The following is a 12,831-nucleotide window of genomic DNA, read 5'->3' on the forward strand; positions in this document are numbered from 1 at the left end:
GCCGCGAGGGTCACGCCGGGCAGCCACAGCGCGGCCGCGAGCGGGTCGGCGGGCAGCGGGCCGGCTGCCGCGTACATCACCACCACCGCCCCGACCAGCAGGTATCCGCCGCCCACTGCGCCCACCGCGCCGAGCGCCGAGAGCCGGGGCCGGCCCTCCTCGGGCTCCATGGCGTCCCGCGCGGCCCGGTGCGCCAGCCAGCCCGGCAGCGCCATGAGCAGCAGCGGGGCGATGCCGAGCGGAGCGGGCACGCCGGTGAGGGTGTCGGTGCGGACCAGGTCCACGCCGTGCGCCAGCAGCCACAGGCCCGCCGCGACGTGCAGCGCCCCGCCGGGGCCGCTGTCGGGGTAGGGCGAGCTGATCCACAGGACCGTGACCAGGACCGCGAGCGCGCCGAGGCCGAGCCCGGCCGCGATGCCGCCGCGCGCGAGGGCCCCGGCGAGGACGGCGGAACGGCCGCTGCGGGCAAGGGGGTCGGACGCCTGCGCGGAGGGCTGCTCGGTCAGGTGGGTCACCCGCCCCATGCTGCCAACGACACGCCCTTTTGCGGCGTAACAGGCAAACCTCCGTTGTGTCGCTCAAGATACATTTATGTGCTTTTCCGGCCAGAGCGGCTCTGCGGGAGGTCGTCGTCCATGAGTCAGAGCACCTCACACTCCGCCTCTGCCGACGCGATGCCCTCTCCGAAGGAGCGCCGCAGGCTGCGCGAGGCGAGGGCGCTGAGCGAGGACCAGGTCGCCGAGGCGCTGGGCGTCACCCGCGCAACCGTCCGGTCCTGGGAGACCGGGCGCACGAAGCCCCGGGGGCGCAAGCGGGAGGCGTACGTGAAGCTGCTGAGCGCCGATGACACGGCCTCCGCGCCGCCCGAGGAAGCGCCCGAGCCGCCCCCCGCGCCCCCCAAGACCGCCGCACCCCAGCGGGACACGACCCGGCCCAAGGCCGCGGCCAAGCGCGCCCAGAAGCCGCCGACGGGGCCCGCGCCCCGGGCCAAGGCGGCCGCCGCCCACCCGCAGCGGCCCGCCGCCGAGGAACGCCAGGAGCGTCTCAAACCGGAACCGGCGGCGGCGCGGAAGCAGGCTCCGCCGGAGCCGTCGAAGCCGGAGCCGTTGAAGCCGCCGAGGGCCGTCGAGGCCCCGGAGAAGAAGCCCGAGCCGGCCGTCGCGCAGCCTGCCGGAGCCGAGCCCGCCGTCGCGGAGCCCGCTGTCGCAGAACCCGCTGAGCCCGCGCTCACCCCCGAGGGCGCGTTCGAAGCGCTCTACTCGCACGCCGCCCCCGGACTCGTCCACCAGACCTACCTGCTCACCGGCCGCCGCCGGCTCTCCCGCGAGTCCGTCGAGAACGCCTTCCACCGCGCCTGGCAGCACTGGCCCGAGGTCGCCGTCGACGCGGACCCGGTCGGCTGGGTGCGGGCGGCCGCGTACGACTACGCCCTCTCGCCCTGGCACCGGCTGCGCCGCGCCCACCGGCACCCCGACTCCCCGCCGACCGAGGCGGGCCGCAGGGCGCTCCTCGCGGCCCTCCTGGAGCTGCCCCCGCCGTACCGCCGCACCGTCCTCCTCTACGACGGCCTGGGCCTGGACCTGCCCGAGACGGCCGCCGAGACCGAGGCGAGCACCCCGGCGGCGGCGAACCGGCTGCTGTACGCCCGTACCGTCATCGGCGAGCGGATCCCCGACCTCGCGGACCCGGACGCGCTGCACAGGCGGCTGCGCGCCCTGGTGGCGGAGGCGCCGACGGTCTCGCTCGCGCCCGCGCGGGCGGTGCGGACCGGCAGCGAGCGGCTCACCCGACGCTGGACCCGCACGACGTTCGCGCTGACCGCGGCGCTCATCGGCGCGACGGCGCTCACGCTGCAGACCGCGCCGAGGCAGTACGTGCCCGAGCTCGCGCCCGGCCACACGGTCGACGGGGTCCCGCTGCGCGGCGGTCCGGAGAAGCTGAGCTGGGAGGACGAGCAGCTGCGCGACGCGCTCCGCTCGCGCCCGCACCACGGACCGGAGCGGCTGGTGCCGCAGGCGGGCTGAGAACGCACGTGGGCCCCGCCCCCGGAGATCCGGGAGCGGGGCCCACCTGTGCGGGTCGTGCAGCGGTTCGAAGAACCGTCAGGCCGTCAGGCCGTGGCGGTCGTTCAGCCCGCGAGGATGGCGCGCGCCAGCTTGGCGGTCTCGGTCGGCGTCTTGCCGACCTTGACGCCGGCGGCCTCCAGGGCCTCCTTCTTCGCCTGGGCGGTGCCGGAGGAGCCGGAGACGATGGCGCCGGCGTGGCCCATGGTCTTGCCCTCGGGCGCGGTGAAGCCCGCGACGTAGCCGACGACCGGCTTGGTGACGTGCTTGGCGATGTAGTCCGCCGCACGCTCCTCGGCGTCGCCGCCGATCTCGCCGATCATCACGATCAGGTCGGTGTCGGGGTCCGCCTCGAACGCCTCGAGGGCGTCGATGTGCGTGGTGCCGATGACCGGGTCGCCACCGATGCCGACGGCCGACGAGAAGCCGATGTCACGGAGCTCGTACATCATCTGGTACGTCAGCGTGCCGGACTTCGAGACCAGGCCGATGCGGCCCGGCTTCGTGATGTCGCCCGGGATGATGCCGGCGTTGGACTGGCCCGGGGTGATGAGACCGGGGCAGTTCGGGCCGATGATGCGGGTCTTGTTGCCCTTCGCCTTCGCGTACGCCCAGAAGGCGGCGGAGTCGTGGACGGCGATGCCCTCGGTGATCACGACGGCCAGCGGGATCTCGGCGTCGATCGCCTCGACCACGGCGGACTTCGCGAAGGCCGGCGGCACGAAGAGGACGGAGACGTTGGCGCCCGTCTTCTCCATCGCCTCGGCGACCGAGCCGAAGACCGGGACCTCGGTGCCGTCGAAGTCGACGGACGTGCCGGCCTTGCGCGGGTTCACGCCGCCGACGATGTTGGTGCCGTCACCCAGCATGAGCTTGGTGTGCTTCATGCCCGTGGCACCCGTCATGCCCTGGACGATGACCTTGCTGTCCTTGTTGAGGAAGATAGCCATGGTGTGCTTGACCTCGTCCCTTTACTTCGCAGCCGCGAGCTCGGCGGCCTTGTCGGCCGCGCCGTCCATGGTGTCCACGCGCTGCACGAGCGGGTGGTTCGCGTCCGACAGGATCTTGCGACCCAGCTCCGCGTTGTTGCCGTCGAGGCGCACGACCAGCGGCTTGGTGACCTCTTCGCCCTTGGAGGCGAGAAGCTCCAGAGCCTGGACGATGCCGTTGGCGACCTCGTCACAGGCGGTGATGCCGCCGAAGACGTTGACGAACACGGACTTGACGTCCGGGTCGCCCAGGATGATCTCCAGGCCGTTCGCCATCACCTCGGCGGACGCGCCGCCGCCGATGTCGAGGAAGTTGGCCGGCTTCACGCCGCCGTGGTTCTCACCGGCGTACGCGACGACGTCCAGGGTCGACATGACCAGGCCGGCGCCGTTGCCGATGATGCCGACCTCGCCGTCCAGCTTGACGTAGTTGAGGTTCTTGGCCTTGGCGGCAGCCTCGAGCGGGTTGGCTGCGGCCTTGTCCTCGAGCGCCTCGTGCTCGGGCTGACGGAAGTCGGCGTTCTCGTCGAGAGACACCTTGCCGTCCAGGGCCAGGATGCGGCCGTCCTTGGTCTTCGCCAGCGGGTTGACCTCGACGAGGAGCGCGTCCTCGGCGACGAAGGTCTTCCACAGGGTCACCATGGCCTCGGCGACGCCCTCGGCCACCTCGGCCGGGAACTTCGCCTGGGCCACGATCTCGCGGGCCTTCTCGATGCTCACGCCTTCGACGGCGTTGACCGGGACCTTCGCGAGGGCCTCGGGGGTCTTCTCCGCGACCTCCTCGATGTCCATGCCGCCCTGCACCGACGCCATCGCGAGGAAGGTGCGGTTGGTGCGGTCGAGGAGGTACGAGACGTAGTACTCCGCCTCGATCTCCGGGGACAGCTCGGCGATCATCACCTTGTGGACCGTGTGGCCCTTGATGTCCATCCCGAGGATGTCCGTCGCGCGGGCGACGGCCTCGTCGGCGTTCGCGGCCAGCTTCACGCCGCCGGCCTTGCCGCGGCCGCCGACCTTCACCTGCGCCTTGACGACCGACTTGCCACCGAGACGCTCGGTGGCCTCGCGCGCCGCCTCAGGCGTGTCGATGACTTCACCGGCCAGCACCGGTACACCGTGCTTGGCGAAGAGGTCCCTCGCCTGGTACTCGAACAGGTCCACGCGCGTCCGTCCCTTTTCTGATGATCGCGGTTCGTTGTCTGCGTGGGCGTGCCGCGAAGGGCAACGTGACTGCGCTGTCACAAGGGAGGCGTACACGGTGTCCGTGGACGCGGCATGTCCGTCTCGCAGGTTATCCCCGAGGGACCTGGGTCCCTAAATCGCAGATCACCTCTCAGCGGTGATACGGGTCACAGATCGTAGGGGTGACGGGGCGTTCCGTAGGGGGTGGCGCGGGAGGCCGCGGCCCCCTAGTGCCAGGCGAGGAAGGGGCTTTGGGGGCCTCACGACGCGCCCGGCCGCGGGGTGAGGTGCGAACCGGGCGCGATGTGATATGGGCCTCAGTCGGCCCGGAGGCGTCCGGGCGGGTGGCGGCGCGGCGACGGATTCCGTAGCGGCACGGAATCCGTCGCCGGTGCCCTGGGGGCCGTTTTCCGGGATCAGCCGCCGTAGCCGGGGAGGTAGTCCGGAGTGACGTTGACGGCGACGCTCCGGACGCCCGCGCCGGCGTTGCCGGCGAGCGGCTGGGCACCGTCCGTCACGGCCCCGGCGAGGCCCGCGGCGCTGCCGCCGACGCCCTGGACGACCGGCTGGACCTGCTTGGTCACCGCGGTGACCAGCGGCTGGACGGAACCGGTGACGCCGCCCGCGAACTGAGGGACCTCGGCGACGACGCCCTCGGCCAGCAGACCCGCGTCACTGACGGCCAGGCCGACGACCGGGGCGAGCGACTCGACGGCGCGGGCCGCGATGGGCGGCAGCACGTCCTGCGAGGCGCCGGCCACGACCGGGGCGGCCTGGGCCGGGGCCTGGGCGATGTGGGCCGGGGTGCGCTCCACCTCCGGGGCGAAGGCGGAGAGCGGGCCGAAGAGGTAGTCGACCTCGTCGTCGGCGACGGCGGGGGCGTCGGCGGGGGTCTGGACGGCCGGGGCCTGGACGGCGGGGGTCTGGACGGCGGGCTTCGCCGGGACGGACGGCTGCGGGAGCTCGACGGCGTCCCGCACGGTGTCCTGGAGGTCGTCGGCGGCGTCGGTCACGTCCGCGTCCGGCGTCGTCAGCGGGATGTGGACGGGCAGCTCGTCGGCGCTGGCGGCGGCGGTGCCGAGGGCCCACATGCCGGTGGCGGTGGCGGCGACGGCAAGGGAACGGCGGAGGTTGTCGTTCATGGGGAAGGTCTCTTTCTCGAATTCTTCGGCTGGGTGCGCGGAGCACGGGGAGCAGGCGGGGGAAACGGCCTGCTCTAGCCGGGGAACTCGAGGACCTCGGGCGCGCGATCGAGGAGAACGGCGACGGTCGCGGGCAGCGTCGCGCCCCGGGCGAGCCCGGTGCACGGGGCGCCCGCGGCAAGGGCCGCGGCCTGCTGGTCGCCGCCCCGGGGCGTGCTCGCCTGGCTGGTGGCGGGGACCCCGCAGGGCCGGCCGGGAGCGGGGACCGGGGTGTTGTGGCCGCCGTCGGCAGGGAGGAGCTCCCGTACGTCCGGAGCCGCCGGCTCCACCGCCTGTACGCCCTCGGCAGCGCGCACCGGGGACGTGGCGGGCGCGGCCGGGAGCTGGACGGCGGGAGTGGAGGCGCTCGGACTGAGGGGGCCCGACGGCGCGGGAAGCGTGGGTAGGGGCGCGGGCACGCGGTCGCGGGTGTCCGGTACGACATCGGCGACGGGCCGTACGACCTCGCCCGCCACCGGCGCACCCGCGGCCCGGCGCAGCGTCTCGCCGACGGTCGCGCGAACCGCCGCGCGCGCCGGCCGGACGACCGGCTCGGCGACCGCGCGTACCGGCTCGGTGATCGTGTCGGTCGCGCGCTCGGCGACGCGCTCGGTCGTCGCGGTGGCAGCAGCCACCTGGGTCTGGGCCGGCAGCCGTTCGGCCGCCTCCGCCTGCCCGCCGAAGGCGACGGCCAGCACCAGCAGGCCACCCAGGAAGACCAGGGTCCCGAGCGCGCGCCGAAGCGCCGTGCCGCGCACGGGGCACGGGACGGGCGGCACGAGGGCTGCGGGGGTCACGGGGGCGGGGGCCTTCCGGAGGGGAGCGCACGGAACGGCGCGTTCCGTGCATGCGGGGCCGATGCTCGCACGAGCCTCCCGGGGTCACGCAAGTCCCGTGTTACTGATGGGTCACCATGTCCGGTATGGGCAGTGGCCGTTTCTCCACGGCCGCCGCCATCACCTCCGGGAAGAGCTCCGGGGTGCACGCGAACGCCGGGACGCCGAGCGCCGCGAGCGCCGCCGCGTGCTCCCGGTCGTAGGCGGGCGCGCCCTCGTCGGAGAGCGCGAGCAGCGCCACGAACTGCACGCCGGAGGCCCTCATCGCCGCGACCCGCTTGAGCATCTCGTCGCGGATGCCGCCCTCGTACAGGTCGCTGATCAGCACGACGACGGTGTCGGCGGGGCGGGTGATCCGCGCCTGGCAGTAGGCCAGCGCCCGGTTGATGTCGGTGCCGCCGCCGAGCTGGGTGCCGAACAGCACGTCCACCGGGTCGTCCAGCCGGTCCGTCAGGTCGACGACCGCCGTGTCGAAGACGACGAGCCGGGTGTCGATGGACCGCATCGAGGCGAGCACGGCCCCGAACACCGAGGCGTACACGACGGACGCGGCCATCGAGCCGGACTGGTCGATGCACAGCACGACGTCCTTCTTCACCGACCGCGCCGCCCGGCCGTGGCCGACGAGCCGCTCGGGCACGATCGTGCGGTGCTCGGGCAGGTAGTTCTTCAGGTTGGCCCGGATCGTGCGGTCCCAGTCGATGTCGCGGTGGCGCGGCCGGCTGATGCGCGCCGAGCGGTCGAGCGCGCCGGTGAGGGTGGCGCGCGTACGGGCGGCCAGCCGCCGCTCCAGGTCCTCGACGACCTTGCGGACGACGGCGCGGGCGGTCTCCCTGGTCGTCTCGGGCATCGCCGTGTTCAGCGAGAGCAGGGTGCCGACGAGATGCACGTCCGCCTCGACGGCCTCCAGCATCTCGGGCTCCAGGAGCAGTGTGGACAGCCCGAGGCGGTCGATGGCGTCGCGCTGCATGACCTGGACGACGGTGCTCGGGAAGTACGTGCGGATGTCGCCGAGCCAGCGGGCCACGGACGGTGCGGACGCGCCGAGCCCGGCCGTCCGGCCCCGCCCGCTCCGCTCCGGGCCGGGCTCCGCTCCGTACAGCGAGGCGAGTGCCGCGTCCATCGCGGCGTCCTGCCCGGTGGGCGCGTGCCCGGTGCCGTCCGCCTCGCCCCCGCCCAGGACGAGCCGCCAGCGCCGCAGCCGCTCATCGCCCCCGGCTCCGCTTCCGCTTCCGCTTCCGGTCCCGGTTCCGGTCATCGGTCCGCCCCCGTGGTCTGCGTGGTCTGCGTGGTCTGCGTGGTCTCATCGGCCCCCAACAGCAGCCGCAGCACCGGCAGCACCGCGTCCGCACGGCGCTCGTCGAGCTCGTCGGCGAAGCCCGGTACGCCGGCCCGGGCGCGGGTCGCGGCGGCGGTCGGGCCGCGGGCGACCAGTTCGCCGAGGGTGCGCCGGACGGCCGGCTCGTACGCCGAGAAGGTGCGCCGCAACAGCGGCAGCACGTCGGTGAAGGCGTGGTCCGGGACGCCCGACAGCCAGGCGTCGACGAGGGCGAGCAGCCGCTCGTCGTGGACGAGGAGCAGGCCTCCCCCGGTCGCGCCCCCGACGAAGCCCTCGACCCACGCGGCCGCGTCGGCCGGCGGTACGCCCGGCGACAGCGCGAGCCCCATCAGGCGCGCCGTCTCGTCCTCCCCGAGCCGCCCTTCGTCGAGGAGGAGCCGGGCGGCGCGGCCGCGTATCAGCCCAGCGACCGCGTCCCGGGTGGCGAGCCGGTGCAGCACGCCGGCCCAGCGGTCTGCCCGGTCGGCGCTGTCGGGGAGCAGGCCGAGCGCGGCGTGCACGGCGTCGAGGTGGCCGCGCATCTCCTCGGCGGCGTCGCTGTCGAGCCCGGTGCAGGCGGGCGGCAGGCCGACGCAGATCCGGTCGGCGAGCCCGGCGGCGACCTCGCCGAGCGCGGCGGTGTCGGTGGCACGGACGTCGCCGTAGCGCAGGGCTCGGGCGAGCGCGGGCAGGGCCTGGGCGAGGTGGCCGACGTCGGCGTCGAGCGCGGCCCGGTCGGCGAGGCCGCGCATCACGACGGGCAGGGCGTCGGCGAGCCCGGCGAGCAGGCACTGCTCGGCGAGCGCGGTGACGTCGGCGAGGGTGCGGGCGGCGAGCGCCCGGGACTCGGCCCGGGCGGTCGCCGCGCCGTGGACGGTGGTGCCCCAGACCCCGGCCTCGGCGACCCGGACGTGCAGCTCCGGCTCCCAGCGCAGCCGCCAGGTCTCCCGGAACGTGCCGGTGCCGGTCCGGCCGGCGACCGGGACGCCCCAGTCGACGGCGAGCAGCCGCAGCCGGTGCAGCAGGCGGCTGCGGGCGGCGTCGTTGTCCTTGCGCAGATCGAGCTCGCACTCCCGCTCCCGCGCCTCGGGTTTGAGCCGCAGGCTGCGCTGGAGCCGGTCGAGGTCGCGCTGCAGCGGCACGGCGGGAGCGCCGGCCGGGACCACGCCGAGGACGTCGCCGACGACCAGGCGGTCGCGGATGAGCGCGAGCGGCACGTCGGAGCCGTCGCACATCACGGCGCGCACGGCCTCGGTGGTCTCGCTGAGTCCGGCGAGCGGGCGGCCGCGCAGCGTGGCGAGGGTCCCGGCGAGCCGGACGGCCTCGATGACATGGGCGGAGGAGACCATCCGGTCCTCCTCCCGGAGCAGCCCGGCGACCTTGGTCAGCCAGCGCTCGACGGGGCGGTCGGGGGCGGCGAACAGATGCCCGTACCAGCCGGGCGAGTCGATCCCCGCGCCGTAGCCGGAGCGGCGGGCGAGCCGGCGGTGGGTCCAGGGCACCCAGGTCGTCTCGGTCCTGACCTTGGGCAGGCCCTTGAGCAGGGCCTTGTCGGCGGCGACGGTGGTCCGGCGGCGCAGGGCGGGCACATGCCACGCGCCGCAGACGACGGCGACCCGGTCCTCGCCGAACTCCTTCTGCGCGGCGCGCAGTCGGAGCCGCATATGGGCCTCGCGGACGAGGTCGCGGCCGTGCCCGCCCGCCCCGTACGTCTCACGCAGCACGCCCATGGCCTCGGCGACGGCGGCGAACGGGGCGCGCGGGTCGCCGTCGCCGCGGTGCTCGATCACGTCCTCCCACCAGCGCTCGGGGTCGTCGTGGCCGGCCGTCCGGGCGAGCACCGCGAGCGGGTCGACGCGCAGCCCGGCCGCGGGGTCCGGGTGGAGCTCCTCCTCGTCGCCGTCGCCCCAGGTCGGGTCGGCGTTCAGGGCGAGGGTGTGCGCGGCGGGCAGGTCGACGAACCGGACGGCCGCGCCGTGCTCCAGGGCCCAGCGCAGCGCGACCCACTCCGGCGAGAACGCGGCCATCGGCCAGAACGAGGCCCGGCCGGGGTCGTCGACCGCGTGCGCAAGCAGCGCGACCGGCGGCCGCATCGCCGGATCGGCGGCGAGCGGCAGCAGCGCGTCCCCCTCCGGCGGCCCCTCGATCAGCACCGCGGCCGGCCGCGCCGCGTCGAGCGCCGCACGCACCGCCCTCGCCGACCCGGGCCCGTGATGCCGCACCCCGAGCAGCAGGGGCCCGCGGTCGGTCTTTGCCGTCGTGTCCCGCGTGGGTCCTCCGGTCATGCGCTCACCTCGCGGCAGGCGCGGTAGAAGTCCTTCCAGCCGTCGCGTTCGCGGACCACCGTCTCCAGGTACTCCTGCCAGACGACCCGGTCCGCCGCCGGGTCGCGGACGACCGCGCCGAGGATGCCGGCGGCCACGTCGGCGGGGCGCAGCACGCCGTCGCCGAAGTGGGCGGCGAGCGCGAGGCCGCCGGTGACCACGGAGATCGCCTCGGCCGTGGACAGCGTCCCCGAGGGGGACTTGAGCTTGGTGCGGCCGTCGACCGTGACCCCGTCGCGCAGTTCGCGGAAGACGGTGACGACCCGGCGGATCTCGTCGACGCCCTCCGGGACGGCCGGCAGGTCGAGCGAGCGGCCGATCTGGTCGACGCGCCGGGAGACGATGTCGACCTCCGCCTCGGCCGTGGCGGGCAGCGGCAGCACGACCGTGTTGAACCGGCGGCGCAGAGCGCTGGACAGCTCGTTCACCCCCCGGTCCCGGTCGTTGGCGGTGGCGATCAGATTGAACCCGCGGACGGCCTGCACCTCCTCGCCCAGTTCGGGGACGGGCAGGGTCTTCTCGGACAGGATCGTGATGAGCGAGTCCTGCACGTCGGCCGGGATGCGGGTGAGCTCCTCGACCCGCGCGGTCGTGCCGTCGGTCATGGCCCGCATGACGGGGCTGGGCACGAGCGCCTCTCTGCTCGGGCCGTGCGCGAGCAACTGCGCGTAGTTCCAGCCGTACCGGATCGCCTCCTCCGGCGTGCCGGCCGTGCCCTGGACGAGGAGCGTCGAGTCGCCGCTGACGGCCGCGGCAAGATGCTCGGAGAGCCAGGTCTTGGCGGTGCCGGGCACGCCGAGCAGCAGCAGCGCCCGGTCGGTGGCGAGGGTGGCGACGGCGACCTCGACGATCCGCCGCGGGCCCACGTACTTCGGTGTGATCACCGTCCCGTCCGGCAGCGTGCCGCCGAGGAGATAGCGGGCTACGGCCCACGGCGAGAGCCGCCAGCGGGCGGGACGCGGACGGTCGTCGGCGGCGGTCAGGGCCTTGAGTTCGTCGGCGAAGGCGTGCTCCGCGTGCGGGCGGAGCGGCTCGGTTCCGGGCACGGTCATGGTTCCCCCTCCAGATCGTTCGACCCGATGCCCTTCCACGGTGCACCACGCCACTGACACTCGGCTGCCGTTCCGCTGTCGTCGCAGGCCGGGGCGATTGTCAGTGGGGCGGCGTACGGTCGTTCCATGAGTCGGACGGGGGTTCGCATGGGGGTGCGATGGACGTCGGAACAGGTGCTGGCACTGGCTCCTGACGAGACGTCACGCGTAGCGGGGGGCCGACTCGGCGTGGCCGGGCCGTGGTCGGGCACGGGCTGCACCGGCGAGGCGGTGTGGGGGCAGTGCAAGGGGAGTGGCAGTACGCCGTACCGGACGGTCGTCGACCTCACGGGACCGGCGTCCACGTGCGACTGCCCGAGCCGCAAGTTCCCCTGCAAGCACGCGCTGGGGCTGCTGTTGCTCTGGGCGGGGGCCGACGGGACGGTCGCGGAGGGGGACGCGCCGGACTGGGCGGAGCCGTGGCTGACGGGCCGCCGGGAGGGGGGCGGGGGCGGTGTCGTCACGGGGGGCGACGCCACCCCCGCCGGTCCGGCCGATCCGGAGGCGGCGCGGCGGCGCGCCGAGCGGCGGGCTGCCCGGATCACCGCGGGGGCCGAGGAGTTGGAGCAGCGCCTCGCGGACCTGGTGCGCGGCGGGCTGGCCTCGGCCGAACAGGCGGGGTACGGCCTGTGGGAGGAGACCGCGGCCCGCATGGTCGACGCGCAGGCACCCGGACTGGCGGGCCGGGTGCGGGAGTTGGGGGCGATACCGGGGTCCGGCGCGGGCTGGCCGGTACGGCTCCTTGAGGAGTGCGCGCTGACGCATCTGCTCGACCGGGCCTGGCTCTCCCTGGACCGGCTGCCGGCGCCGCTGGCGGCCACCGTCCGCAGCCGCGTCGGGCTGACCGCGCCCGCGGACGGCCCGCCGATCCGCGACCGCTGGCAGGTGCTCGCGCAGTACGACACGGCGGACGCGAAACTCACCGCGCGCCGCGCCTGGCTGCACGGCCGGGAGTCCGGCCGCACGGCCCTCCTGCTGTCCTTCGGCGCGGCCGGCCGAGCCCCGCAGCTCGCGCTGCCGGTCGGGGCCGTCCTGGACGCGACGCTCGCCGCGTACCCCGGCGCGGCCCAGGTGCGCGCGGAGCTGCGCGAGCAGCACGCCGCCCCTGCCCCGGCCACCGGCCCCCCGCCGGGCGGCACGACGACGGAGGCGATAGCCGCGTACGGCCGTGCACTGCGGGACGACCCCTGGCTGGACGCCCGCCCGGCGACCCTGACCGCCGTGGTCCCCACCCGGACGCAGACGGGCTGGCAGCTCCAGGACACCGAGGGCGCACTCCCCCTCACCCCCACGTCCGCCGCCCGTCCGGGGCTGTGGCGGCTGGTGGCGCTGTCCGGCGGCGCCCCGGTGACCGTCTTCGGCGAATGCGGCCACCAGGGCTTCACCCCCCTGGCGGGCTGGTCCCCCGACGACCCCACCGAGACCGTCCCACTCGCCTGACGCGCACAACCTGGAGGATCCGATGACGGGGGAGGAACGGATGGCCTGGGAGGAAGCGGCCCGGGCGGAGGCGGCCGGGGAGGAACCGCTGGCCAGGGCGGAAGCGGCCCCGGCGGAGCCGGTCCGGGCACAACCGGCCCTCGGGGAAGCAGCGCGGGGGGAATCCGCCTCGGCGGCAACCGCCTGGGAGGAGCTTGTCGCGGCTGCGCTGCTCGGGACCGACCGGCGGCCGGGGGTTGCTCCTGAGGCGGTGCTGGGTGCGGCGGCGGTGCATACCGTGCGGCGGCGGGCGGGGTTGCGGGCCCGGGCGGCCGTCGGCTCGCCCGAGGCCGCTCCGCCGGACGATCGTGAGCGGTTGCCCGAGGCGGCCCGGCGGCGGCTCGGGCGGTTGCTCGCGGGGCGAGCCG

11 protein-coding genes are annotated in these 12,831 nt (G+C 75.1%); 3 read left to right on the forward strand and 8 right to left on the reverse strand.

Features of this window, described 5'->3' with window-relative positions:
- On the reverse strand, positions 1 to 524 hold a 524-nt coding region (locus tag VIU94_RS16785), incomplete at its 3' end, for a cell division protein PerM (RefSeq protein WP_331912271.1).
- Between the two features lie 111 nt (positions 525 to 635).
- Between VIU94_RS16785 and VIU94_RS16790 the strand changes: the two genes are divergently transcribed.
- A complete protein-coding gene (locus VIU94_RS16790; RefSeq protein WP_331912275.1) occupies positions 636 to 2,024 on the forward strand; it encodes a sigma factor-like helix-turn-helix DNA-binding protein in 1,389 nt (462 codons plus the stop codon).
- A gap of 104 nt (positions 2,025 to 2,128) precedes the next feature.
- On the opposite strand, the gene sucD is transcribed toward VIU94_RS16790, so the two are convergent.
- From sucD to VIU94_RS16825, 7 genes are all read right to left on the reverse strand, one after another.
- Positions 2,129 to 3,013 (reverse strand): succinate--CoA ligase subunit alpha, encoded by an 885-nt coding sequence (sucD, locus tag VIU94_RS16795; protein WP_331912277.1) that lies wholly within the window; start codon positions 3,011 to 3,013, stop codon positions 2,129 to 2,131.
- Between the two features lie 21 nt (positions 3,014 to 3,034).
- Complete coding sequence (gene sucC / locus VIU94_RS16800; protein ID WP_331912279.1) at positions 3,035 to 4,213, reverse strand: ADP-forming succinate--CoA ligase subunit beta; 1,179 nt, start codon at positions 4,211 to 4,213, stop codon at positions 3,035 to 3,037.
- A 437-nt stretch (positions 4,214 to 4,650) separates the two neighbouring features.
- Positions 4,651 to 5,376 carry a hypothetical protein gene (locus VIU94_RS16805; protein ID WP_331912281.1) on the reverse strand — a complete coding sequence of 242 codons (726 nt, stop codon included), beginning with the start codon at positions 5,374 to 5,376 and terminating at the stop codon, positions 4,651 to 4,653.
- A gap of 74 nt (positions 5,377 to 5,450) precedes the next feature.
- Positions 5,451 to 6,212, reverse strand: a complete 762-nt coding sequence (locus VIU94_RS16810; RefSeq protein WP_331912283.1) for a hypothetical protein — start codon at positions 6,210 to 6,212, stop codon at positions 5,451 to 5,453.
- 100 nt (positions 6,213 to 6,312) lie between these two features.
- Positions 6,313 to 7,509: a vWA domain-containing protein gene (locus tag VIU94_RS16815; RefSeq protein WP_331912285.1), complete on the reverse strand. Its 1,197-nt coding sequence runs from the start codon at positions 7,507 to 7,509 to the stop codon at positions 6,313 to 6,315.
- Complete coding sequence (locus tag VIU94_RS16820; RefSeq protein ID WP_331912287.1) at positions 7,506 to 9,854, reverse strand: DUF5682 family protein; 2,349 nt, start codon at positions 9,852 to 9,854, stop codon at positions 7,506 to 7,508. The genes VIU94_RS16815 and VIU94_RS16820 overlap by 4 nt, the downstream gene beginning before the upstream one ends.
- Positions 9,851 to 10,945, reverse strand: coding sequence for an ATP-binding protein (locus VIU94_RS16825; RefSeq protein WP_331912289.1), 1,095 nt, complete (start codon positions 10,943 to 10,945; stop codon positions 9,851 to 9,853). Before VIU94_RS16825 ends, VIU94_RS16820 begins: the two co-directional genes overlap by 4 nt.
- A 153-nt stretch (positions 10,946 to 11,098) precedes the next feature.
- On the opposite strand from VIU94_RS16825, the gene VIU94_RS16830 reads away from it, so the two are divergent.
- Positions 11,099 to 12,424 carry an SWIM zinc finger family protein gene (locus VIU94_RS16830; protein WP_524540634.1) on the forward strand — a complete coding sequence of 442 codons (1,326 nt, stop codon included), beginning with the start codon at positions 11,099 to 11,101 and terminating at the stop codon, positions 12,422 to 12,424.
- A 22-nt stretch (positions 12,425 to 12,446) separates the two neighbouring features.
- On the forward strand, positions 12,447 to 12,831 hold a 385-nt coding region (locus VIU94_RS16835; protein WP_524540633.1), incomplete at its 3' end, for a DUF5691 domain-containing protein.

Source organism: Streptomyces sp., assembly GCF_036566765.1.
Taxonomy (GTDB): domain Bacteria; phylum Actinomycetota; class Actinomycetes; order Streptomycetales; family Streptomycetaceae; genus Streptomyces.